Origin of the sequence: Corallococcus macrosporus (assembly GCF_017302985.1) — a bacterium.
GTDB lineage: Bacteria > Myxococcota > Myxococcia > Myxococcales > Myxococcaceae > Corallococcus > Corallococcus macrosporus_A.
In genome coordinates this window covers 287,468-311,854 of sequence record NZ_JAFIMU010000010.1, presented here as the reverse complement: position 1 = coordinate 311,854, position 24,387 = coordinate 287,468, and the positions used below count along the sequence as shown (strand labels likewise).

Below are 24,387 nucleotides of genomic sequence, written 5' to 3'. Positions count from 1 at the left end.
ATGGGCCGGTGGCGTGAGCTGAGACGGCGGTGGCGCCGGGTGCCGTTCCTCCAGCAGTTCACCGCGGCGGACTGCGGCCCCACGTGCCTGGCCATGGTGCTGGCGTACCACGGCGCCCCGGCGCGTCCGGCGGAGGTGCGCGGCGCGGTAGGAGCGGGGCGCGGAGGAGCGCACGCGCTGGCACTGGTGGATGCGGCGCGGCGCTTCGGCCTGGACGCGCGAGGGGTCAGCCTGGGCATCGATGAAGTGCCCGTGCTGGAGCGCGGCACCATCCTCCACTGGGAGTTCAACCACTACGTCGTCTTCGACGGACTGTGGCGGGGTGGGGTGGACGTGGTGGACCCCGCCCTGGGACGGCGGCGGCTGTCCTGGGGCGAGTTCCGCGACGCCTTCACCGGCGTGGCGCTGTTGTTCGAGCCCACCCCCGCGCTCAAGGGCAGCCACACGCGGCCGGCCCTGGTGCGCCGCCTGCCAGCGCTGCTGCGCGGCCACGCGGACAACTGGGCGCGCATCTTCGCGGTGTCGCTGGTGTTGCAAGCCCTGTCCCTGGTGCTGCCCTTCCTCACGGGCATGGCCGTGGACCGGGTGGTGCCGCGTCAGGACGCAAGCCTGCTGGCGGCGCTGGGCGTGGGCGTGGGGCTGGTGCTGGTGTGCCACGTCCTGGCCACGTCGCTGCGCTCGGCCCTGCTGGTGCGGCTGCGCGTGGAGCTGGACGTGGGCATGGCGGGCGAGCTGGTGCGGCACCTCGTGTCGCTGCCCTATGCCTTCCTCCAGCAACGCTCGTCGGGCGACCTGATGATGCGCATCAACAGCCTGGCCATGATCCGCGAAGCCCTGGGCGCGGCCACGCTGGCGGTGATGCTGGACGGGCTGCTCATCTTCTCCTCGGTGGGGATGCTGGCGGGCCTGAGCCGGCCGCTGCTCCTGGTGGTGGCGGGCGTGGCGGCGGCGCAGGTGCTGGTGCTCCTCCTGACGCGGCGGCGGCGCGAGGAGTTGCTCGCCAGCGAGATGCACGCGCAGGCGAAGTCCCAGGACTTCACGGTGGAGATGCTGTCCGGCCTGGAGGTACTGAAGTCCTCGGGCGCGCAGGGCCAGGCCGTGGGCCATTGGGGGGAGCTGTACACGCGGCAGCTCAATGCCTCCTCGCGCAAGCGCTACTACCAGGGCGTGGTGGACGCGCTGGCGGCGGGGCTCCAGGTGGGCGCGCCCTCGCTGCTGCTGGGCACGGGGCTTTGGCAGGTGCTGCGCGGCGAGCTGACGCTGGGGACGATGCTGACGGCCCAGGCGCTGGCGCTGGGCGCGCTGGCCCCCCTGGCCTCCCTGGTCGCGGTGGGCGGGCAGCTGCAGCTCGCGGGTGGCTACCTGGAGCGCATCGACGACCTGCTCGAAACACCCCCGGAACAGGACGCGCGCCAGGTGCGGCCCGCGCCGAAGCTGGCGGGCGGGATCACCGTGGAGGGCGTCCGCTTCCGCTACGGCGCGCTGGAGTCACCGTGCCTGCAGGACGTGTCGCTGAGGATCGCTCCGGGGCAGTGGGCGGCCATCGTCGGCCCCTCCGGCGGTGGCAAGTCCACGCTGGCGCGCGTGCTCCTGGGGCTGTACCGGCCGGAGGCAGGGCGCGTGCGCTTCGACGGGATGGACCTGACGGAGCTGGAGAGCGACTCGGTGCGCCGGCAGCTGGGCATCGTGGTGCAGGACACGCGGCTGTTCAACGCGTCGGTGCGCAGCAACATCGCCTTCGCGGATCCGTCCATCCCGCTGTCGGCCGTGGTGGACGCGGCGACGCGCGCGGGCATCCACGAGGACATCCTCGCGCTGCCGCTGGGCTACGACACGCCCCTGGGAGACCAGGGGGCCAGCCTGTCCGGCGGACAGCGACAGCGGCTGGCCCTGGCGCGCGCGTTGGTGCGCCAGCCCTCGGTGCTGCTGCTGGATGAGGCGACGAGCGCGCTGGACGCCGTCACCGAGCGGCGCGTGCAGCAGGCGCTGCAGTCCCTCTCATGCACCCGCGTCACCATCGCCCACCGGCTGAGCACCGTGGCCGGCGCGGACATCCTCTTCGTCATGGAGAAGGGCCGCATCGTGGAGCAGGGCACGCATGCGGAGCTGCTCGCGCGCGGCGGCGCCTACGCGCGGCTCGTGCAGGCCCAGCTGGAGATGCCCGCACGCCCCCAGGCCCGCGCGGGCTGACGTCACGCCCTCGAACCGCGATTCGCATAGAATCCAGGTGTTCCCAGCTTGACTCCGGGTGAAGCGGTCCGCTACTCAGGCCCGCTCACCGTGGCTCTTCGGCTGCGTCGTTCCAGAGGGAAAACACCATGAAGAAGCAGACACTCCTCGCGGGGTTGGCGGTTGCGACGTTGGGACTTGGCGGCACGGCGTGGGCCGGTCTGAAGCTCCCGGTTCCCGTGACCATCAGCACCGCGGCCCGGATGGCGTACGGCAGCCTTGGCTCCGCGCGTAACTCGACCGACAACAAGCAGTACATCGGCGTCACGACGCGAATCTACGTGGGCGGCGAGGACGTCAACGTCTACGCCGAGGACGCTCTGGGCAACTTCGCCACCTGCTACTCCACCAAGCCCAGCTTCGTCGCGGCGGCGCGCTCGCTGGCCAGCGACTCGTACGTGCTCTTCGCATGGAACACGGCCGGCGAGTGCACGGAGCTGACCGTCTACACCATGTCGTATTACGAGCCGAAGGCGCCGTAGCGTGGGAACACGCCCATGAGCACCACTCGACCGTGGCCCTTCCTGGGCGTCGCCATCCTCTCCGGAGCCATCGGCTTCGGCACCGCTGCCGTGTTGGGGCCCGGGGAGGGGAGTGCCGTGCGGTCCGACGCGCTGGCGCGGCAGGAGGCCCGGCTGGAGGAGGCCCTGCGAAAGCTGGAGGCCTGCCAGCCCACCTCGGACGGGCCGCCCCTGCGCGCGACCGTGGCCGTGGATACCTCCGGGCTGCGTGAGGAGATCCGTCAGATCCTCAAGGAGGAACTGCGCGCCGCCACCTCCGCGCCCACGCCCGCCGCGCCGGAGCCCAAGCTCCCGGAGCCGACCCCGGAGAGCATGGCCGCTTTCAGCCAGGGGAGCGCACTGGTGGAGAAGGCGGTGGCCACCGGGCGGTGGAGCGAGGCACAGCGCGCGGAGCTGCGCCCGCTGCTGTCCCAGCTCACCGCGGAGCAGCGGCAGGAGGTCATCCGCACGCTGGTCGTCAACATCAACAGCGGCAAGGTGAAGGTCGACGTCGTCGGCGCCCCGTTCTGAGAAGCCGCCGCGTGCCGACGTTCGTGTCTACCGGCGCAGACCGGCGAACAGGTTCCCGCTCTGCTGGATGCTGAGCCGCAGGTAGGTGGCGGCATCCGCGCAGGCGCCCCGTCCGGTCTCCAGCCGCAGCACGTTCCCGTCCAGGGTCAGGTCCCCCGTGGCCAGGCAGCCACCGATGTCGGTGCCCTTGAGCCAGTCGTCCATGTCCAGGGTCCCGCCGAAGGCGGCGGGATGATCCGCGAACTCCCTGGGCAGACCCATCGGGATGCCCTGGATTTCGAAGCGCATGGGCTCGTCCGACTGGAAGGCGAACTCCAGCATGCGGGGCTTCCCCAAGTACATGAAGCGCGCGCGAAGCTGGAAGCTGGGGTGCTCCGGTGTCCCCGGGTCCCACCGCGTGTCGATGGCGTCGTAGGCGACGCGGGGGATGAACACCTGTTCGCCCCTCACGGTCAGGGTCTTGTTCGTGCCCACCTCCACGGGGCCCGGGAGGTGAAGCGCGCCACGGGGGCCCTCCTCGGAGCCGGGGAGGTAGGGCGAGTCAGGGATGCCCGCCACGGCGTCCTCACAGGACACCGTTGGAGAGAGGACCTCTTCGGCGTCCTTGCAACGCAGCTCGGGCGGCAGGTCCATCCGCAGGTCCGCCAGCCTGTACGTCAGGCTCTCCACCTTGAAGAAGAGATGGTCGGCCGAGCGGAAGGCGTCCGGGGCCATTTCGACGCTGCTCGTGCCCATCACGAGCGTGTTCGAGTGGTAGCCGAAGTCGAGCAGGTAGACGTTGCTGTCGGAACCACCGCAAGCACAGAGGCCCAGGATGGCGGTGAGGCCGAAGGTGCGGCGCCAGGAGGGTGAAGGCATTGGGACGCGCAGTATGCCCGAGCGCGCGTCCAGGGGTATGGATCGGTCATGACCCTCAGGACCCCGTCCACCTTCCACGCACGCTCCCGCCTGGCCCACCTTTTTCGCGGCTGCGGCCTCGCCTCCGTGCTCGTGTTGACCGCTTGTGGTTCCGAGAAGCCTTCGCCGCCTGAGTGCTGCGAGAGCCCGCGCTGGGAGGCCGTCGAGCAGCATGGAGACGTTCCGCCCGCGCTCTGGGAGGCCAGTGCGTCGTTCTCCCTCACGAGCAGTGAGCCGGCCGTCGTCTACCGCTTCGGCGGCCAGAGCGGGAACTTCCCGGACGACTTCACCGTCAATGACTTCCATGCCTTCGACATCGCCACGGCCACCTGGACGAAGCTGACCTCACCAGTGCCCACGGCACGCGCGGAGGCCGTGATGATTCCGGGGCCTTGCGACGACTGCGTGAGCGTCGTGGGAGGGCGGGGCCGGTTCCGGACGGGCTCGGACCAGATGTTCCCCGAGATGTGGACCTACCATGTGCGGAGTCAGCAGTGGGAGCAGGCCTCCTCCGAGAAGCTGGGAGATCCGTTCGCCGTGCGCCGCTCCTCCGCCCTGGTGGTGGAGGTGCCCAGGGCGGGCCAGTCCGGCAAGAAGACCCGTTATGCGTTTGGCGGCGTGGGCAACACGCTTCCGCGCTTCGCCACGACGCCCACCGGTCTTCGCAACGATGTCGCCGTCCATGACGAGGACACGGGCTGGAGGCTCGTCACGACCACCGGTGAGAAGCCCGCGCCTCGCGCCTGGGCCGCGGGCGGGTACGATCCGGACAGCCATTCGTTGATTGTCTTTGGGGGCTACCGCCTGGGCGCGGATCAAGGCCCTGATACGCCGGCCGGCGAGCTCTTCGGTCCGACGAATTACGAGAACGACCTCTGGTCGCTGAACCTCGAAACGCTCGCGTGGACCCGGCTCCAGCCGGCGGGGCCCGTGCCTTCGCCGCGCGACAACGCGGTGTCGTTCTTCGACACCGTCCATGGCGGGCTGGTCGTCGTCGGGGGGCAGCGCTTCGACGGGCTCTCCAGCGACCTGTGGTTCTACTCGGTGAAGGACAACCGGTGGACCGAGGTGGCCATTGCCTCGGGTTCGCCCATCCCCCCGGCCCGCGTCGGAGGCATCTCCTTCGTGCGGGAGACGCCCACCGCCTATGAGCTGTATCTGAACGGTGGGGCCTCGTCCGACGGCGGCGCGAGCGAGTTCTTCGACGACCTCTGGAAGCTGACCTGGCTGAAGCGCTGAGCTCCAGCCAGGACATCTCCAGACTGTTGTGCGCAGAAAGGGAAGAGGGGCTCAAGAAGGGCTCACGCACCAGGCTACTTGCGGAATCGCATGGTGCGGTGCCATTGGACATGGATGGGCTCGAGTTTCCACCCGAGGGTGAGGGCTGAAGCGAACGTGCGCCGGAGGGGCTCCGCGAGTGCCTTGGAAAACACCACCTGCGTCCCTTCGAGGGTCCAAAACCCTCCGTCGAAGAGCCGATGGTGGTTGGGGCAGAGTGGCAGGGCGTTGCAGAGCGCGTCCACGCCATCGGCTTCGACGGCGCGCACGTGCGCGGCTTCGAGGATGTTAGCTTCCTCGTAGTTCAGCTCCGCGGGGCACACGGCACACCGGCCGCCACTGTGAGCGCGGACGACGGCGCGGAAGCGCGCATCGCGCTGCTTGCGGCGCACCGCCTCGAGGCGGCGCTCCTGCGTTTCGGCCGGCGGGTGAGTCAGGTAGCCCCGTTTCAGCAGGTGCTCGTCCCAGCGTCGTTCCAGCTCCGCGAGTGCCTCGGCTGGAATCTCAATGCCTCCACCGGGCGTATCCCAGTTCACCCGTCCGGTGGCACCCTCATAAAGCCCCTCCACGGGGAGCAGGTCCGTGGAGTAGGGGTCAAACAACTCCTCGAAGGTGAAGGGAACGTAGAGGGCCTCGCGCGCCGCTTCATCGCCCCAGTGGGGGCCAGGGCGGGGTTCGCCCGCGGACCAGCCCGCGCCGATGAGGCCTCGTGGAGGCGCTCCCTTGCGCATGAGGAAGAGGCGACTGCCCACGGGCATGCGGCGGCGCACGCCCGTACTCCAGTCCTCGGTGACGGTCTCTCCGGCACGTACGGCTGCCGCCTGTGTGGCGCCATGCACCCAGGGCCAGCGCTCCGGATTCCAGATAAGGAGGTACGCGGACGGACTCGCCGGCGCGAGGGGCAGCTCCGCGTTGACGGGCGTCGTGTAGCTCGGCGAGGGGATGCTCCGCGCGAGCGTTTGCTGCAGGTGCCTGATGACACCGGGGGAATGGGAGCCTGTCCACCGGAAGCCCTCGTGACTGGCGGCGCGCACCGAAGCGAGGTGGACGAGACCGGGCAAGAGGAGAGGCGCGGCCGTCTCGATGCTTTCGGCGGACGTCACCGTGGAAGCCGCATAGGGCGTGCTGGCATAGGCGCCGGCCGGGTGCACCGTCATGCCGGGCAGCCCGCGCAGGCGCAGTGCCTCCGCCTCGTCCTCGTGGACGGTTACCCGGAGCGAGCCGTCGTGGTGGAGCACGACAACTTCGATGGGGCCGACGCTGAGGCGGACGGCGGCATCCGCTCCTCGGTTGAGTGTCACGCCCCAGGACCCGGAGTGGGCGGCATGGGCTGCCAGAATCCCTTCGGCGAGCAAATCGAGGGCAGCCCGCCGTGCCCTTGGAGAGGGCTGCGCAATGGCGATGATCTCGCGTGCCGCATCGGCGTCGTGTCGGTAGTCGAACGAAGTCATATGTCTCGATACGGTGAGGCGCCGCATTGACCGCCGCGATGCCCCCAGTGCATTCCAGTCTGCGGAGCCTGCGACGAGTGGTGGGACAGGCAAGCCTCCCAGATAGGCTTGCGGCAGTATCCTCCAAGCATGAACAGTGGGCAGCGGGTAGGGGAGGCCCCAGGCGCACTGGGTCGAGCGGGGGCGCTGCGAGAGATGCGGACCGAGCTGCTCCTTGGTCTGAAGGTGCGGCTCGTTCTTTTTCGAGTCCTGGGAACCATGGCGACTGCCGCTTCGGCTACCGGGTAACAGCTGCGCGGGTCTCCGGTGATTGATACGCATACCGCGCAGCTTCCAGGAGGACTTCGGATGTTCACCCATTGGTCGGGTCGACGTGTGCTTGGCGCAACGCTGCTGCTGTGGCTGTCGGGTTGCGACAAGGATGACGGCCCGCTCTGTGACCGGCTCGCGCCCCAGTTGCAGCACGCGCTCGAGGAGGCCACCTTGGACGCGGAGCTTGCTGGGGCCACGGCTTCGCTGCGGTTCCAGGACTGCACGTGGCGGGGCTCGGCGGGCGTTGCCAAGGTGGAGCCCGCCACCGATATGAAGGTCGAGGACCGGTTTCGCGTGGGCAGCGTCACCAAGAGCTTCATCGCCGTGGTGGCTCTGCAGCTCCAGGCCGAGGGGCGGCTGTCCCTGGACGCGCCTCTCGCCACCTGGGTGTCGGACTTCCCCCGTGCGGACCGCATCACCGTGCGGCAGCTCCTCAATCACACGAGCGGCGCCTTCAACTACACGGAGAGTCGGGACTTCTTCGCGGAGGCCGAGGCGCGCCCCGGCAAGACGTGGACGCCCGAGGAGCTCCTTGCCTACGGCGCCGCGAAGTCGCCCGTGTTCGAGCCAGGGGCCCGCTGGGAGTACTCCAACACCAACTACATCCTCCTCGGCCACATCCTCGAATCGGTGACGGGGACGCCGCTGGCGCAGCTGGTTCGCACGCGCATCCTCGAGCCCCTTGCGCTGGACAGCACGGGACTGGACGGCGCCGAGCCACTGCCGCCCGTCACCGCGCGGGGCTATTCGCGGGACCCGGGCGAGGGTGCCTGGAGGGACCTCACGGATTTCTTCCATCCGTCCGCGGCCGGCGCGGCCGGCGCCCTGACTTCAAGCGCCGACGACCTCAGCGCCTTCTATCAGGCCCTCTTCGAGCGCTCCCTGCTCGCCCCGGCGCAGCTCGCGGAGATGACCGACTGGGTGGCGACGCCCCTCCCCACGATGCCCGGATATGGCCTGGGCCTGGTCCAGGCCCTCACTCCCGTGGGGCCCGGCCAGGGCCATGACGGGCAGATCCCCGGGTTCTCCGCCCTGGCCCTCTACCTGCCCGAGCGCAAGGCCTCCATCGCGGTGCTGACCAACCGCGATGGGGCCGACGTGTCACGCATCACCGGGAAGCTGCTGGAGGTGCTCGCCCGGGAGTGAGGCGACAACCGCTGGATTACACCTACCGCGGGCCGCTCAGTACGTGCAGCGCAGGACCTGGCGGTAGGTGCCGCACTGGCTGAAGTCCGTCGTGCCCGTGGGCTGCGAGTGGTAGCAGGCCGAGACGACGGGGTCGCAGGGCGGGCTGGGCCAGACGTCGTAGGCGTCGCCGTCGGTGAGCGCGAACTCCGTCACGCGCGCCACCAGCCGGGCGGTCTTCTGCATCGTCGCGCCGTTGTCACCCCCCGCGCTGAACGCCAGCGGGACCGTGTGCGGGTCGATGGCCTCGTGCAGCTTCGTGTACGTCCAGTCGAGCTTGTAGTTGGGCCGGCCGTAGACGGACGGGACGCCGTCGGGCGCCGTGACGGTGAGCCAGTCCACGTAGCCGGAGACCGAGGCGCGGCCCCGGTAGAGCAGGTTGTCGTTGCCCTGGATGACGTAGCGGGGCGTGACGGCCTCGTCGATCCAGATGCCCGAGTCGCCGCGGAAGTCGTAGAAGCGCGGGGCCACCACGATGCGCGCGGTGTACGAGCGCGGCGTGCCCGTGTTCGTGGTCACCTTGACGAAGAGCGGCAGCCCGGAGAGCACCGTGTTGAGCTCGTGCCCTTCGTGCAGGACGATCTCGAACCGGCGCTCGCTGATGACGTTCGCGTCCCCGAAGGCGTCGTCCGGAACGAAGCTGAGGACGTCCGCGAGGTAGCGGTTCGCGGTGGCGCGGATGATGAGCGCGCGGACGCCGTCGCGCTGCTCGAAGGTGCCGAGCGTCTCGAAGCTCAGCTCGTTGTCGCCCACCGTGGCGTAGAGGCGGGTCGCCGTCTCCGCGGCGGTGCTGACCCCCAGCGCCTCCGGGGACTCGGATTCGATGGGGGTGTTGTCACAGGCCGCGAGTGCGGTGAAGCAGGTCAAGGCAAGGGCGCTAAGACGCATGGGGAGTCTCCAGGTGAGGGATTCCCTGTATCACACGCTCCTGACACACCCCCTGACTGCGATTGTGTCAGCCTTGTCACACGACACCTCGCGGCCAGGGGCGGCCCTCACCGCGCCTTCTTGTCGAGCGCCTGGAGTTCCTTCGCGCTGAGCTGCCGGTAGCCGGGCAGCTTCGTGAGGTCCACGTCGCGCTTGACGATGATGTGCTCCATCGTCCCGTACATGTCCTCCGCGATGTCCTCGGGGCGCACGCGGACCTCGACGATGACCCACTTCGTGGCGAGCGCATTGCCCTTGTCGAGCCCTGGCGCCTGCTTCGCGTACGTCAGCGCCGAGTCCGCGGAGCGGCTGAGCATCTGCCCGTTACCGGCCCCCGTGTAGGTCCCCTGGAACTTGCCGTTCTCGGGGATGCGGATGCCCCGGTAGTAGACGGCCTCCTTCGCCCCGTACTTCTCCTGGAAGAGCCGCTGGATCTCCTTCGGGTTCGTCACCGGCCCCGTGCCCGTGGCGCCATCCGCCGTGATGGAGGCCAGCTTCTTGAGCTCGTTGGACACGCTGAGGTCCGAGCTGTTCTTCCCCACGTGGAGCTCGAGGAACTTCACCAGGCCGTCGATGCGCTTCGGGTCCCTGGCGCCGGCGGCCCGCAGGAGCTCCTCGGGCTTCATGAAGAGCTCGCGGATCATGGGGTCCGTCAGCTTCTCCATCGCCTCGCGGACCCTCGGATCCGCACCGACGTCCGTCACCGCCTGCAGGTAGGTCGACCGGCGCGCGGCGGCGCTCGCCTTGGCGAAGTCGGGGCTCTTCGTCACCTTGTAGAGGTCGAACAGCGCGGTATCCAGGTCCTTGGCGGCCTTGGACGTCACCTGGGGGAGCGCCCCGGTCTCCGCCGCCACCACCCGCCGGATGAGCGTCTCACTCATGCCGGTCACGTCGCCGAGTTCCTTCGCCAGCTTCCCGGCATCCTTCACCGGGGCCATCCGGAAGGCCTTCACCGCCTGCAGGACGGAGCTGAGCGCGGCGGCGTCGAGGCCCGCGCCCGCCACGGTCAGCACCACGTCCGCCATGGACGGGTCGTCCTTCAGCATGCCCGCGCCGAACGCGGCGTCCTTCACCTGGTAGTCCTCCACGCTCCGGGAGATCTGAACCCCCGACACGGCGCCGGTCAGGATGGCGGTCACCACGGCGCCCCCGGGCAGCAGCGCGGCGGCCAGCCCCAGCGCGCCCAGGCCCACGTCGACCATCAACTTCTTGAACCGGGCGTTCGCGTCGGCGTCGTTGATGACCAGGTCCTGCACGGAGCCGGGCTGGATGCCCTGCACCTGCTTGGAGGCCTTCAGCAGCGCATCGAAGCCATAGACGAGACCCGGGTCCTTCTGGAGGTTGATGCGCGTGTCGCGGACGTCATCGCGGCGCGACGCGAGGTGTTCCTGGATGAGGGACTGCAGGGCCTCCGGGCGGGCCTGGACCAGGTCGCGCAGCTGGAGCTTGTCGTCCCGGAGGATGGGGTGGTCCTGGACGAGCCGGGCGGCCTCCGCGCGCGCCGCCTCCCGGAGTGAGTTCGCCTCGGCGCGGAGCTTCTCCGGGGGCTTGCCCTGCTGGAGCAGCCGCATCGTCGCCGGGCCGTCCGCGCCGAGCCCCTGGAGGGACGCGGTGCTCTCCAGGGCCACGGCACGGGCCTCGTATTCACGCGCCTTCGACAGCCGCTGGTAGAGGTCCTGGACGACGCCCGCGTCCTGGTACTTGTCCTGCAACCCGTGCAGGACGTGGTCCGTCCTGGCCATCAGGTCGTTGGCCACCGCGACCGTCTCCTTCTCGAAGGCGGTCTGGTAGTCGCGCAGCATGCCTTCGAAGGCCGGGATGCTCGGGATGCCGTGCCGCTGGAGCTCCTGGGTGAGGTTCCGCTCCATCACGTCGACGTCGTCCATGCGGCGCTTCTGGGCGGAGGAATTCTCCGTCGAGGCCGCCGTGAACAGCGCCGCCTTGTATTCCTTGAGCGCCACGTAGAGGGCGGCGGTTCCCTCGATCCGCTTCGACGCGCTGTCGAGCGCCTCCGCGCCCTTGAGCCGCTGCGCGCGGTCGGCCCGGTAGGACTCGACGGACGCGTCCACGACGGCCCAGTCGGAGCTCGTCCCGGTCGTCTTGGACAGGTAGTCCTCCAACTCGGAGGGGGACAGCTTCGCCAGCGACTCCGCCGCGCGGATGGCCGCCGTGTAGTCCTTGGGCGGCGGGGCGCCCTTCTGGAAGAGGGCCTCGCGCACGTGCGGGGGCAGCTTGTCGTAGAGGTCCTTCAGGAGCTCGGCGCCCTCCAGGTTCTTCAGGTAGGCCTTTTCCTGGGACGAAGCCTTGGTCGGGTCATATTCGCCATTGGCGCGCTCCTTGAACTCCCTGCGGGCCGCGTCCTTGATTCGCTTCTGATCCGCGGGAGGCAGCTTGGCGAGCGCGCCGTCCACGGACTTGTCGTCCTTCGCATCCAGGGGCTTGAGCGAAGTGTCGATGACGTTGATCTCGATGCGGGTCGCGCCCTTGGGGACCGCCTTCAGGTCGGGCTCCTTCACCCAGCGGACCTCGGGCGGCTGGGCCTCCACCATGGCCTTGGCCCGAGCGGCATCCACCTTGTGGTACTGCTGGGCGAACAGGATGAGCAGCGTCTTGGACGTGAGGGATTCCTTCTTCAGGCCATTCAACTGGATGCGGAAGGGGATGGACGCGCCTTCCGTCTCGCCTGTCTTCTGGACCCGACCGCCGCTCACGGCATGCAGCGCCGTGGAGGGCGTCAGGGGACTGGTGGTCAAAGGTGTGTCGCGATCCAGCCCGGTGAGGTTGGGGCCTCGCGTCACGGGGGCGGAGACAAAGCGGTCCTGGTTCGCGGAGGCCAGCGAGGCGCGCGGCGCCGGAGTCGGCGTGGCCGCGCGGGCGGACGCAGGCTCCGGACGGAGCGGGGTCGGGGCGCGGTAGGTGCTGACTGCGGCGGTGGTGCTTCGGATCCCCATGGTGCTGCGCTCCCCCTTGAGACGGCCCCTGTAAAGGGATGGGACGGCGGGAATTCTCTTGCATTTCCCCGTGGCGCTTCCTTCCGGTGGGGGGAATCGGGTCCACTGGTTCCATGACGAAGAAGACGGCTGCTTCCGATGTGAATCCGACGGGTCTCTCCCGCCGCACGCTGCTCGGGGCCGCGGCGGCGGTGACCGGGGCGCTGGCCGCTCGCGATGCACGCGCCGCCACGCCGGCCTCCGCGCCCGCGCCTGGGGCCTTCGCGCTGGAGGAGGCGACGGTCGCGGAGCTGCGCGCGGGCCTGGAGTCCGGCAAGCACACCGCGCGCGGGCTGACGGAGGCCTACCTCGGGCGCATCCGTGCGCTCGACCGCGCCGGAGACCTGCCGCTGTGCTCGGTCATCGAGGTGAACCCCGACGCGCTCGCGTTGGCCGACGCGCTGGACGCCGAGCGCAAGGCGAAGGGTGCGCGCGGGCCGCTGCACGGCATCCCCGTGCTCATCAAGGACAACATCGGCACGGCGGACAAGATGCAGTCCACCGCGGGCTCGCTCGCGCTGGTGGGCGCCGTGCCTCCGCGGGACGCGTTCATCGTGGAGCGGCTGCGCGCCGCCGGCGCCGTCCTCCTGGGCAAGACGAACCTCAGCGAGTGGGCCAACTTCCGCTCCACGCATTCGATGAGCGGCTGGAGCGCACGCGGCGGCCTGTGCCGCAATCCCTACGCGCTGGACCGGACCCCTTCGGGTTCCAGCTCCGGCTCGGGCGCGGCCACCGCGGCCAACCTCTGCGCCGTGTCGGTGGGCACGGAGACGGACGGCTCCATCGTCTCGCCCTCGTCCGCGTGTTCGTTAGTGGGCTTGAAGCCCACGGTGGGGCTCGTCAGTCGCGCGGGCATCATCCCCATCTCCGCGAGCCAGGACACCGCGGGCCCCATGACGCGCACCGTGGCGGACGCCGCGGCGCTGCTGAGCGTGCTCGCGGGCGAGGACCCACGCGACCCGGCCACCGCCGCGAGCAAGGGCCGCGGCCACGCGGACTACACGAAGTTCCTCGACCTCAAGGGGCTCGAGGGTGCGCGCATCGGTGTGCCACGCGAGCGGTTCTTCGGCTACCACCCGGCCACGGACGCGGTCGTGGAGCGAGCGCTGGAGTTGATGAAGGCGCAAGGGGCCGTGCTGGTGGACCCCGTGACGCTGCCCAACATGGCGAAGCTCGACGAGCCGGAGCTGGAGGTGATGCTGTACGAGTTCAAGGCGGGCCTGGAGGCCTGGTTCGCACAGCTTGGCGAGGGCGCTCCCGTGCGGACGCTGGCGGACCTCATCGCCTTCAACGAGAAGAACCGCGAGCGCGAGATGCCGTACTTCGGCCAGGAGCTGCTGCTCCAGGCGCAGAAGAAGGGGCCGCTGACCGACGCAGCCTACAAGAAGGCGCTCGCGGCGTGCCGCCGGTACTCGCGCGCCGAGGGCCTGGACGCGGTGATGAACAAGCACAAGCTGGATGTGCTCGTGGCGCCGACCCAGGCACCGGCGGGCCCCATCGACCTGGTGCTGGGCGACCACTGGCTGGGCAGCAGCTCCACGCCCGCCGCCGTGTCCGGCTATCCAAGCATCACGGTGCCCGCGGGCGACGTGTACGGGCTGCCGGTGGGTGTGTCATTCATTGGCCGCGCCTGGAGCGAGCCCGTGTTGCTCAAGCTCGCCTACGCCTACGAGCAGGCCTCGCATGCGCGGAAAAAGCCCACCTTCGCCCGGAGCGTGGACCTGCGCGGAGCGTAGGGAACTTCTCGACTCGAAGACCTTGGCCGGGGGCGGGGGACGACCTTCGCGGAGCTCAATCGCTATGGTGACCTCTCCTTTCCCCTGGCCATCCAGGCCACCGAGGTCCCTGATGAAACAGATTGGAATGAGCTCCTCGCTGCTCTGCGTCCTCCTGCTCTGCGCGCCGGGGCTCGCGCTCGCGCAGACCACTGCCTCGCTGTGGAACGGCACCACGGCGCCGTCTCCCGCGCAGCTGGATCCGGACACCACGGCCGTGGAGGTGGGCGTTCGCTTCCAAGCCTCGGCCCCCGGTGTCCTCGACAAGGTGCGCTTCTACCGGGATCCGCTCGTGCCCCTCCCCAGATGCGAGGTGCACGTGTGGAGCGAGAGCGGCGCACTGCTCGCCTCCAGTGTCTGGGTGGGCGAGGGTGGGCCTCATGCGGGTTGGGTGACGCTGGACCTCTATCCAGACATCCCCCTGACGGCGGACACGACGTACGTCGTCTCCTATTTCGCGCCCCAGGGGCGCTACACCGTCACCGAGGACTTCTTCGCCAGCGGCTACAGTGCCGGGGTGCTGTCGGTGCCCGCGGGCGGCGGAGTCTACGCGTACGGGCCGAGCGGCACCTTCCCGACGGAGACGTGGAACCACTCCAACTACTGGGTGGAGCCCCTCGTGAAGATGGCGCCTCCGGAGACGCCGCTGTTCACGCGGGCCTATCCCGGCAACAACGCCGCCGCGGTGCGCTGGGATGCCGCGTCGGGGGCGCAGACGTATTCGGTCCTGCGCGCCACCTCGGAGGCCGGGCCCTACCAGCCGGTCGCATCGGGCCTCACGCGGACGGCCTGGCTGGACACCACCGCCACGAATGGCGTCGCGTATTTCTACCAGGTGCGTGCGTCCAACACGTACGGCACCAGCGCCGCGTCCTACCGGGCCACGGTGACGCCCGCGCCCACCGCCTACAGCCTGTGGCAGAAGCCCGCGCCCTCCGGTGTCCTTGCCTCTGACGACACGGCCGGCGTGGAGCTGGGGGTGCGCTTCAAGAGCGACGTTCCGGGCATCGTCGACGCCGTGCGCTTCTACCGGGACCCGGCCGCGCCGCTGGAGGAGCGCGTGGTGCATCTGTGGGACGCGCAGGGCGTCCTGCTGGCCACGGGCATCTTCGTGGGGGAGGGCGGGCCGGGCAGCGGCTGGCAGACGGTGGACCTGTACCCGGACGTGGCCGTGCAGGAGAACACGGCGTACACCGTGTCGTATTACGCGCCGGCGGGTGGCTACACCGTGGCCTCGCAGGCCTTCGTCATCCCGTATTACGCCCAGCCGCTGCACGTGGAAGCAGACGGTGGCGTCTTCGCCTACGGGCCCGAGGGCACCTTCCCCACGCTGAGCTGGGAGAGCTCCAACTATTGGGTGGAGCCCGTGTTCCGCGTTCGCTGAGCCGTCCTGGCCCGCGTCTACGGCGCCCCGGGCTTGACGTCCGGGGGGCCTGAGAGCGGCAGCTCGACGAAGAAGCGGGCGCCGTCACCCACGGCGCTCCGCACGTGGATGCGGCCCCCGTGCGCCTCGACGATGTGGCGGGCGATATGGAGGCCCAGCCCCAGGCCGCTGACTTCACTCGCGCTGCCGAGCCGCTCGAAGCGCTCGAAGATGCGGTGCTGGTGCTCCGGCGCGATGCCGGGCCCGCGGTCCTCCACCTCCAGCACGGCGTGGCCGTCCCGGGCCGTGAGGCTCACCGTGAGCGGCGTCCCGGGCGCGTACTTGAGGGCGTTGGTCAGCAGGTTCGCGAGCACCTGCTCCAGGCGGATCCGATCCCACCGTCCCACCACCCCGGTCGCGATCCGCAGCGTGAGCGTGTGGCCCGCCGCGATGAGCTGCTGCTCGAAGCGCTCCATCAGGTCGCGCGCGACGTCGCTCAGGTCCACGGGCTCCAGGTGCAATTGCAGCCGGCCCGCGGCGATGCGCGAGATGTCCAGCATGTCATCCACCAGCCGGGCGAGCCGGTCGATGGAGCGCTCCGTCTGCTCCACCATCCGGGTGACGCGCTCGGGGGTGAAGGCCGCCGGGTCGTTGGCGTGGATGCGCTTGCGCATGTGCTGCGACAGCAGCTTCATGGACGTGATGGGCGTGCGCAGCTCGTGCGAGGCGATGGACAGGAAGGTGTCCCGCGACGTGACGGCCTCCTGCACCCGCTGGAAGAGCCGGGCGTTGTCCATGGCCACGGCGGCCTGCGCGGCCAGCCCCGCCACCAGCCGCTCCTCGCGCTCGGTGAAGACGCCGGGCGTGGGGTGGCCGAAGAACAGCCCGCCAATCACCTCTCCGGAGCGCGAGGTCACGGGCACCGCCAGGTAGCTGCGCACCGGGAGGTGGCCTTCGGGCATCCCTTTGCGGGGGGCGTTGTGGCCGTAGCGCGGGTCCTTCGTGATGTCGTCGCTGCGGATGATGCCCTCGCCCTTGAAGGTGGGCGCGAAGACACGGGTCGAGCGCGGCATGGGGAACTTCGCGAAGGCCTCCCGGGGCACACCGCTGAGCGTGTAGAGCATGTAGGCCTCTCCCCGCTCATCCAGCACGTTGTAGAAGAACGCGCCGAACGCGGCCCGGGAGAGCTGGGTGGCGGCGTCCGTCACGCCCTGTACCAGCTTCTCCAGTTGAAGCTCCGCGCCCAGCGCCTGGCCGGTGCTGTTGATGATCTCCAGGTTCTGGAGCGAGTCGTTCTTTTCGATGAGCGTATGGCGCAGGGACTCCTCGAGCTGCCGCTCGGCGGTGATATCCCGCGTGATGCCCTCGAAGTGCCGGGCCTGCCCGGCCGCGTCGTGGAAGACGGAGCCCGTGACGTGCAGCCATTTGATGGCGGCCTCGCTGCCGGGTTGGACCCGGAAGCGCAGCTCGAAGGGCGCCCGCTCCTCCAGCGAGCGCCGCCCCGCGTCCCACACCAGCTCGCGGTCCTCCGGATGGATGCGCTCCCGGAGGAGGGCGGGAGTCACCGCGCCGTCAGGAGGCAGGCCATAGTGCACGCGGCAGATGGCGTCGCAGACGACGTGGGCTTGCGACAGGTCCCGGGACCAACGGCCGATGCCCGCCGCGGCGACCACCTTCTCGGAGCGCTCGTACTCCTCCAGCCGCCGCAGCGCGCGCTGGAGCTGCTCGTCGGAGGAGGGGAGTTCGTGAGGCGGGAGAGGGTCGGGCATTGGTGCCGACCTCACCCAAGCCCCGACCTTGCGTCAATCCCCACATCCCCCCTCTGTCCGGGACTCACTGGGAGTCATTGCGACTGGGACTCCCGGATCAGTCGGAGAAGACTGGTTCGTTCCGCCGGATGCGTTCGAAGAGTTCGTCGTGGTCGATCTCGCCGAGGTCGACGTCGCAAAGGCCGGGCACCAGGAAGGCGGAGGCTTTCGATGCGGCCTCCTCGCCGGAGCGGCCGTTCTCGAAGCGATGCTCCGTGCGGAGCTCTCCGTAGCACGCGACATCGTGATCGTTCTCATCCAGGAAGCGCGTCTCCAGGTTGCCCGCCACGATGAGGCTCTCGTCGTTGTAGACGCCCTGGATGACGTCCCGGACCACCAGGTCGCCCAGGACCAGGAAGTTCCCCGACGTCCGCAGCCCGTGAGCGACACAGCGGCCCAGGACCACGATGGTCGAGTCCGGTCCGCAGTCGTCCAGGAAGCCCTCGACCTCCAGGTCGCCCAGCACGAGGAGGGGACAGGTGACGAGCAGCGAGCCGGGAGCCTTCGCGTTGCCCGTCACGACCGTGGCCTTGGACAGCGACGCCTCCAGCACGGCGTCCACGGGCTCGAGGAGTTCACGCATCACCAAGGCGGCCAGGCCGACGTGCGACACGGGCCCGGGACACAGCGCCTTCGCGAGCGCGGCGGGCGCAAGGGGCGCGTCCTTGGGGAACGCCCTCGCCAGGGTCGTGACCAGGGGCGTGCCCTGATGGGAGAGGGCATCCCGGACGGCACCGTCCAGCCGGGCGAGCGTGGCCTCCGCGCGCGCGAGGAAGTCGTTCTTCGAAAGGAGCATGGGCGCATCTTCGTCTGATTCGCCCGCCAGCGACGGTCGGATTCGTGTCGGGCTGCCTTTGAACCCGACCGTCGGATTGCCGTGCGCGGCGCGCTACGCGTGCGCGGCGCTGGTCGTCGCGGGCGCGGGCGCCGGAGCGTGCGCGGGGTGGACGACCGGCTCCTCCAGGGGCGCGGGGGGCAGGAGGCCCGCTCCCAGGAGCGCACCCTCGAGCGAGCCGTGCATCCGGCCTTCGAGCAGGTGCTGCGAAATCGGCTCGAGCGCGGCCTCCAGGTGGGGCGGCACCTTCACCAGGGCCAGGTGCGCGCTGCGCACGGCGAGGAACTCCGCCAGGTACTGGAGCGTCGCCACACCGGCGGCGTCCACCAGCGACACGCGAGACAGGTCCACGACCACGAGCTTTGCCCAGGGCGGGCCTTCGGCGAGTTCGTAGAGCTTGATGTGGTTGATGAACAGGATGGGCCCGTCCACCCGCGCGACCACCAGGTCCAGCCCCTCCGGGGAGTTGGGCAGCTCCGGGGCCTGCACGTGCAGACCGCGCTGCAGTTGCGACGCATCCGTCACCCGCTGCACCTCCAGCCGCAGGGCGCCATGGCGCCGCACGTAGAGGAGGCTCGCCAGCGCGAGACCGGCCCCGATGCCAGCGAACACGTTGAACACAGCAATGCCCAGCGCGGTGACGAGCACCACGCTCAACGTCGACTTGGACTGATTCCACATGGCAACAAGGCCCTCCAGGTTGAGCAGCCGCACTCCCACGACGAGCAGGATGGCGGTGAGTGCAGCGATAGGGATGCGCGCCACCAGCGACGCGAGAAGCGCCATGGCCACGAAGAGCCAGACGGCATGAAGGACGGAGGCGGCGCGGGTGCGCGCGCCGGCCTGGATGGACGCGCTGGCGCGCACGATGGCGCCCATCACCGGGAAGCCGCCAATCAGGCCGGCCGCCATGTTGGCCAGGCCCTGCGCGATCAGGTCCTGGTCCAGGTCACTGTGGGTGCGCGCCCCCGTGAGCGTGTCCAGCGAGCTGGTCGCGAGCAGCGAGCCGAGCGACGCGAGCAGCGCGAGACCCACGGCCCAGGGCAGCAGCTCCGCGAAGTTCACGCTCTCGAAGGAAGGCAGCGTCGGCATGGGCAGCGAGCGGGGCAGGGCGCCCACCGCGTCGTAGCCCGCCCCCAGGGTGATCATGAGCACGGTGCCCAGCGTCAGCCCCACGAGCACCGCGGGGATGCGCTTGTGCAGCCGGGGCAGGGTCACCATGGCCAGCGCCGTGAGCGCACCGGCGGCGACGCCCAGCCAGCCCACGTGCCCGCCCCAGGTGCGATCCGTCACCAGCGCCACGGCGTTCGTGTGCGTGTCCTCCACCGCGAACAGCCGAGGCAGCTGCGTGTTGAGCAGCAAGAGCCCGATGCCCACCGTGAAGCCCATCACCACCGGCCGGGGGATGAGCCGCGCGAACCGTCCGGCGCGCACGAGCCCCAGCACCACCTGCATGGCACCCGCGAGCACCGTGGCGATGACGAGGCCCGCGGCTCCGTGCGCCGCCACGATGGCCGCGGCCAGGGGCAGCAGCGCCGCCTCCGGGCCGGTGACCTGGTAGCGGCTGCCGCTGAGCAGCCCGCCCACGATGCCGGCCACCACGCCGGAGACGAGCCCCACGCTCGCGGGGAGCCCCGCGGCGGTGGCGAGCGCGACGTTGAGGGGAAGGGCCACACACGCGACGCTCAGGCCGGCGGCCGCATCGGCTGGCAGGCTGCTTGGGTGCACCATCTCGCGCCAGCTGTGGATGAGCTCGCCCGCACGCCGGGTCGAGAAAGGTCGCTTGAAGGGAGCGGTCGTAGAACGCATGGACGACGGCCTCTTTCAGATGCCGTGCCAGCGCTGTCTCCGAGGGGAGCGCGCCGCGGTGTCGGTCCATCCCCCCAGCGCCCCTGTCGGCTGGGACCGACACTGTCGGGACCGACAGACGGCCGTGCGGGTGCTGGCGGACGCTCGTGCGAAGTGTCGGGCCGCGCGCACGGTCGCGCGCTAGATTGCGCGCCATGTTGGTGCTTCGACTGCGCGCCCGGCTCCTGTTGTCCTACGCGGTGGTCACCGCGCTGCTGGTGGCGGCGTTCTCACAGATGGCCGTGGGCCTCATGCACACCCACGAGGTGGTGGCGAGCGTGGGCCAGGAAGAGCTCGCGTCCTTCGAGCGCGAGCAGCGCGTGTACGTCGCGGCCTGGGCGCTGGAGCTCGCGGTGCGCCGTGGCGTGGTGGCCTGCGAGCAGAATGACGGCAGCGCGGCCTCCGTACACCGCGCCGTCGCCGATGCACGCAAGGACCTCCAGAAGGCGCTCGGAGAGGGCACGACGCAGCTCGACGCCAGCTTCCGCGCGAGCGCCCAGGACTACGTGCAGTACGCCCTGCAGCTGGAGCAGGCCGGCACCTGTGAGTCGATGGTGTCGTTCCCCCTGCGGGAGCGACGGCTCCAGCTGGATGAGGTCCTCACCACGGTGTGGTCCGAGCGCACGCGGGACATGCGCCTGGCCATCCAGGCGAAGGAGGACCACGCGCGGTCCATCGGATCGGCGGCGCTGCGCTCGGGCGGGCTCTTCGGCCTGCTGGGCATCGTCGCCGCGGGCGTGCTCGCCCTGTCGCAGGCGCGCGCGGTGTCGAACTCGGTGGCGCTGCTCTCCACGCATGCGCGCCGCATCGGTCAGGGGGACTTCAGCCCGCTGCCCCCACTGCGCGGGCCCGAGGAGCTGCGCGCGCTGTCGCTGGACCTGGACCGCATGCGCGGGCGCCTGGCGGAGCTGGATCAGCTCAAGAGCGCGTTCGTGGCCTCGGTGTCCCACGACCTGCGCACGCCGCTGGCCCGCGTGCGCGAGGCCCTGTCGCTCCTGGGCGATGGCAGCACGGGCCCCCTGACGCCGCAGCAGTCCCGCGTGGTGAAGCTCGCCCAGGCGGCGTGCGAGCGGGAGATCCGCATGGTGACCTCCGTGCTGGACCTGTCGCGCGTGCAGTCCGGCCAGCCGCTGCAGCGCAACGCCGGGGCCTCGGTGGAGCAGATCGTCCAGAACGTCCTCCAGGACCTCGCCTTCGAAGCGGACGAGCGCAAGGTCCAGCTGGTGTACGAACCCGCAGCGAAGCCCGTGCGCGCGCCCATGGACACCGCCCTGGTCGAGCGCGCCCTGTCCAACCTGGTGAGCAACGCCATCGCCGTCTCCAGCGCGGGCAAGACGGTGCGCATCTCGTGTGAGCTGGTGAGCCGCAAGCGCCCTGGCGCCGCCACTTCCGTGTCCGCGGTCCAGCTGTCCGTCGCGGACCAGGGCCCGGGGGTGCCCGCGCACGCGCGCGAGTGGATCTTCCGTCCCTTCGCGAGCCTGGAGGTCGGCGGGCGCCGCAGCACGGGGCTGGGACTGACCATCGCGCGTGAGATGATCACCGCGCACGGCGGCCAGCTGTCGCTCGCGGAGACGTCCGGGCCCGGAGCCACCTTCATCTTCTGGATTCCCCTCGAGGACCCCACGTCCCCTGGAGGCCGCCTTGACGCCTGAAACCCCCGCCCAGCAGCCCCACGTGCTCCTGGTGGACGACGACCTCCAGCTCGCGGAGCTCATGTCCATGCGCATGACCTCCCGCGGCTACCGCGTGACCGTGGAGGGCGAGGGAAAGGCCGCCCTGCGCAGGCTCTCGCAGGAGCGCGTGGACGCGATGGTGCTCGACCTGCGCCTGGAGGACATGGATGGCATGGACGTGCTCCGGGCCGCGCGGCAGCGGGCGCCCGAGCTGTCCGTCATCATGCTCACCGCGCACGGCTCCATCGAGACCGCGGTGCAGGCCATGCAGGAGGGCGCCTACGGCTTCCTCACCAAGCCGTTCCACGACCACGAGCTCATGCAGAAGCTCACGCACGCGCTCGAGCGCTCGGTGCTGCGCCGGGAGGTGGCGGAGCTGCGGCGGCGCATGGGCGAGGACGGCGAGCCCCTGCTCCTGGGCGTCAGCGAGGCCATCTCGCGCGTGCGCGAGGTGATTGCCCGCATCGCCCCCACCGACGCCACCGTCCTGCTCACCGGCGAGAGCGGCACCGGCAAGGAGCTGGCGGCGCGGATGCTCCACGTGCTCTCGCGCCGCAACGCGGAGCGCTTCGTCGCCGTCAACTGCGGCGCGCTTCCGCCGGAGCTGCTGGAGAGCGAGCTGTTCGGACACGTGAAGGGCGCGTTCTCCGGCGCCGTGCGCGAGCGCGAGGGCCTGTTTGGCGCGGCCAACGGCGGCACGCTGTTCCTGGATGAGATTGGCGAGGCGTCCCCGTCCGTGCAGGTGAAGCTCTTGCGCGTGCTGCAGGAGCAGCGGCTCACGCGCGTGGGCGCGGACGTGGAGGAGACCGTGGACGTGCGGGTGGTCGCCGCCACCAACCGGGACCTCTCGGAGGAGGTGGCCGCGAAGCGCTTCCGTCAGGACCTCTACTTCCGGCTGCACGTGGTGCCCATCGAGCTGCCTCCCTTGCGCGAGCGGCTGGAGGACATCCCGCTGCTCGCGCAGCTCTTCCTGGAGCGCACGGCGAACCGCTATGGCCTGCGTCCGCCGCGGCTCGCGCCCGCGACGGTGGAGCTGCTGCAACGCTACGGCTGGCCCGGCAACGTCCGGGAGCTCATCCACGAGATGGAGGCCGCGGTGCTGCTGGCCGGCGCGGACGAGCTGCAACCGCGACACGTGCCCCGCCTGGGTCAGGCGCTGGAGCGCCCTCCGGCCGAGGCCCCGCTGCTGCCGGGCGTTCCCGGTGGGACGGAGGCCTTGCCCTCGCTGCGCGAGGCGCGCGATGCCTTCGAGCGCGCCTACCTCGCGGAGGCCATGCGCCGCAGCAACGGCAGCGTCAGCGCCGCGGCCCGGATGGCCGGGCGCAACCGGAGCGACTTCTACGACCTGCTCAAGCGGCACGGCCTGTCCGCCGCTGACTTCAAGGAAACGTCCGAGGCCGGGGCCACGCGTCCGGCACCGCGCGACCCTTGACAGCATCACTTCACATGGGAACGTGCGCGCCCCTCATGTGAAAGGTCCCGCGTGTCCGCCATCTCCGCCGCCCCTCTCGCCACCCTGGGGGCGCTGCTGCTCGCCGCGTCCCCGGCCCGCGCCCAGGCGACCGAGCCCGAAAAGCCCCCGGAGCCTCCCAGCGTCCAGCTCTCCGAGGAGGGCTACGTCTTCTCCACCGCCGACAAGGCCTTCGTGCTGAAGGTCCGTGGGCAGCTCCAGGGGGACGGCCGCTTCTACGTGGCGGACTCGGACCGGAGCGGCACCAACACGTTCCTCATCCGGCGCCTGCGCCCCTTCCTGGACGGGACGCTGTTCGGCTTCGTGGACTTCCGCCTCATGCCGGACTTCGGTTACACGCAGCCGCTCATCCAGGACGCGTACATCGACCTGCGCCCCGTGGAGTGGCTCCGTCTGCGCGCCGGCCGCTTCAAGACGCCTTTCGGGCTGGAGCTGCTCCAGGCCAACACGGACGTTCCCTTCATCGAACGCTCGCTCACCTTCGACCTGGTCCCCGTCCGCGACGCGGGCCTTCAGTTGCACGGCGACATCGCCGGCGGGCGGCTCCACTACGCGTTCGCGGTGGTCAACGGCGATCCCGACGGCGCCAGCATCGACGTCAACACCGACGACAGCTTCGACCTGGTGGCCCGCGTCTTCGCCCAGCCCTTCAAGGGCGACACGTCCTCCGCGCTCCAGGGCCTGGGCCTGGGCGTCGCCGTCTCCCGGGGCCTCCAGTTCGGCACGCCCTCCGCCACCCCGGCCAACACCGGCCTGGTGCCCCAGCGCAGCACCGGCCAGGAGATCATCTTCAGCTACCTGAACAACGGCACCACCGGACCGACCACCATCGCGAACGGAGAGCACGTGCGGCTCTCGCCCCAGGGCCACTTCTACTGGGGCCCGGTGGGGCTGCTCGCGGAGTACGTCCTGTCGTCACAGGAGGTGAGCGTCGGGGATCAGCGTGCGCGCCTGCGCCACCACGCGTGGCAGGCGTATGCGTCGTATGTGCTGGGCGGGGACGCGTCCTTCACGGGCCCCAAGCCTCACCGGCCGTTCGACCCCAAGACGGGCAAGGGCGGCGCGCTGGAGCTCTCCGTGCGCTACCAGGGCCTGGACCTGGACGACGACGCGTTCCCCCTCTTCGCGGACCCGGCCCGCTCCGTGAGCCGGGCCCGGGGCTTCGGCGTCGCCACGCTCTTCGCCCTCAACCGGCGCGTGCGCGTCTCCCTGAACTACCACCGCACGGGCTACGAGGGTGGGGCTCCGGACGGTGGCGACCGGGAAGCGGAGAACGTCGTGCTGTCCCGCTTCCAGGTCGCGTTCTAGGGCACG

General features: G+C 70.4%; 17 protein-coding genes. 10 read left to right on the top strand and 7 right to left on the bottom strand.

Going from position 1 to position 24,387, the window contains the following annotated elements; translation table 11 throughout:
* The 3 genes from JYK02_RS32020 (at nt 1) to JYK02_RS32010 (ending at nt 3,260) form a co-directional block, all read left to right on the top strand.
* Complete coding sequence (locus tag JYK02_RS32020) at nt 1-2,190, top strand: peptidase domain-containing ABC transporter (RefSeq protein ID WP_207056693.1); 2,190 nt, start codon at nt 1-3, stop codon at nt 2,188-2,190.
* A gap of 128 nt (nt 2,191-2,318) precedes the next feature.
* Entirely contained in the window at nt 2,319-2,711 is a 393-nt protein-coding gene (locus JYK02_RS32015; protein WP_207056692.1) for a hypothetical protein, read from the top strand.
* Between the two features lie 15 nt (nt 2,712-2,726).
* A complete protein-coding gene (locus JYK02_RS32010; protein ID WP_207056691.1) occupies nt 2,727-3,260 on the top strand; it encodes a hypothetical protein in 534 nt (177 codons plus the stop codon).
* Nucleotides 3,261-3,287: 27 nt separating this feature from the next.
* Here JYK02_RS32010 and JYK02_RS32005 read toward each other — a convergent pair whose 3' ends face one another.
* Nucleotides 3,288-4,118, bottom strand: a complete 831-nt coding sequence (locus JYK02_RS32005; protein ID WP_207056689.1) for a hypothetical protein — start codon at nt 4,116-4,118, stop codon at nt 3,288-3,290.
* Between the two features lie 48 nt (nt 4,119-4,166).
* Here JYK02_RS32005 and JYK02_RS32000 point away from each other — a divergent pair, with 48 nt between their 5' ends.
* Nucleotides 4,167-5,396, top strand: coding sequence for a Kelch repeat-containing protein (locus tag JYK02_RS32000; RefSeq protein WP_207056687.1), 1,230 nt, complete (start codon nt 4,167-4,169; stop codon nt 5,394-5,396).
* A 74-nt stretch (nt 5,397-5,470) separates the two neighbouring features.
* On the opposite strand, the gene JYK02_RS31995 is transcribed toward JYK02_RS32000, so the two are convergent.
* A complete protein-coding gene (locus tag JYK02_RS31995) occupies nt 5,471-6,886 on the bottom strand; it encodes an HNH endonuclease (protein ID WP_207056685.1) in 1,416 nt (471 codons plus the stop codon).
* Nucleotides 6,887-7,234: 348 nt separating this feature from the next.
* Here JYK02_RS31995 and JYK02_RS31990 point away from each other — a divergent pair, with 348 nt between their 5' ends.
* Nucleotides 7,235-8,344 carry a serine hydrolase domain-containing protein gene (locus JYK02_RS31990; protein WP_207056684.1) on the top strand — a complete coding sequence of 370 codons (1,110 nt, stop codon included), beginning with the start codon at nt 7,235-7,237 and terminating at the stop codon, nt 8,342-8,344.
* 36 nt (nt 8,345-8,380) lie between these two features.
* Here the strand turns inward: JYK02_RS31990 and JYK02_RS31985 are convergent, their stop codons facing one another.
* Nucleotides 8,381-9,271, bottom strand: a complete 891-nt coding sequence (locus JYK02_RS31985; RefSeq protein ID WP_207056683.1) for a hypothetical protein — start codon at nt 9,269-9,271, stop codon at nt 8,381-8,383.
* A 107-nt stretch (nt 9,272-9,378) separates the two neighbouring features.
* Nucleotides 9,379-12,261, bottom strand: coding sequence for a hypothetical protein (locus JYK02_RS31980; protein WP_207056682.1), 2,883 nt, complete (start codon nt 12,259-12,261; stop codon nt 9,379-9,381).
* Between the two features lie 113 nt (nt 12,262-12,374).
* On the opposite strand from JYK02_RS31980, the gene JYK02_RS31975 reads away from it, so the two are divergent.
* Both JYK02_RS31975 and JYK02_RS31970 read left to right on the top strand, forming a co-directional pair.
* Complete coding sequence (locus JYK02_RS31975; protein WP_207056681.1) at nt 12,375-14,036, top strand: amidase; 1,662 nt, start codon at nt 12,375-12,377, stop codon at nt 14,034-14,036.
* A 127-nt stretch (nt 14,037-14,163) separates the two neighbouring features.
* A complete protein-coding gene (locus JYK02_RS31970; RefSeq protein ID WP_207056680.1) occupies nt 14,164-15,459 on the top strand; it encodes a DUF4082 domain-containing protein in 1,296 nt (431 codons plus the stop codon).
* A gap of 17 nt (nt 15,460-15,476) precedes the next feature.
* Here the strand turns inward: JYK02_RS31970 and JYK02_RS31965 are convergent, their stop codons facing one another.
* The 3 genes from JYK02_RS31965 to JYK02_RS31955 form a co-directional block, all read right to left on the bottom strand.
* Nucleotides 15,477-17,207 carry a sensor histidine kinase gene (locus JYK02_RS31965; protein ID WP_207056679.1) on the bottom strand — a complete coding sequence of 577 codons (1,731 nt, stop codon included), beginning with the start codon at nt 17,205-17,207 and terminating at the stop codon, nt 15,477-15,479.
* Nucleotides 17,208-17,304: 97 nt separating this feature from the next.
* Nucleotides 17,305-18,042 (bottom strand): hypothetical protein, encoded by a 738-nt coding sequence (locus tag JYK02_RS31960; RefSeq protein WP_207056678.1) that lies wholly within the window; start codon nt 18,040-18,042, stop codon nt 17,305-17,307.
* A gap of 93 nt (nt 18,043-18,135) precedes the next feature.
* Nucleotides 18,136-19,812 (bottom strand): SulP family inorganic anion transporter, encoded by a 1,677-nt coding sequence (locus tag JYK02_RS31955; RefSeq protein ID WP_242589466.1) that lies wholly within the window; start codon nt 19,810-19,812, stop codon nt 18,136-18,138.
* A gap of 272 nt (nt 19,813-20,084) precedes the next feature.
* On the opposite strand from JYK02_RS31955, the gene JYK02_RS31950 reads away from it, so the two are divergent.
* Genes JYK02_RS31950 through JYK02_RS31940 form a run of 3 tightly spaced genes read left to right on the top strand, consistent with a single transcriptional unit; the run spans nt 20,085 to nt 24,381 of the window.
* Nucleotides 20,085-21,581 (top strand): HAMP domain-containing sensor histidine kinase, encoded by a 1,497-nt coding sequence (locus JYK02_RS31950; RefSeq protein WP_207056675.1) that lies wholly within the window; start codon nt 20,085-20,087, stop codon nt 21,579-21,581.
* Nucleotides 21,571-23,034 carry a sigma-54-dependent transcriptional regulator gene (locus JYK02_RS31945; RefSeq protein ID WP_207056673.1) on the top strand — a complete coding sequence of 488 codons (1,464 nt, stop codon included), beginning with the start codon at nt 21,571-21,573 and terminating at the stop codon, nt 23,032-23,034. Before JYK02_RS31950 ends, JYK02_RS31945 begins: the two co-directional genes overlap by 11 nt.
* Nucleotides 23,035-23,085: 51 nt before the next feature.
* Nucleotides 23,086-24,381, top strand: coding sequence for a porin (locus JYK02_RS31940; protein ID WP_207056671.1), 1,296 nt, complete (start codon nt 23,086-23,088; stop codon nt 24,379-24,381).
* Nucleotides 24,382-24,387 lie beyond the last annotated feature (6 nt).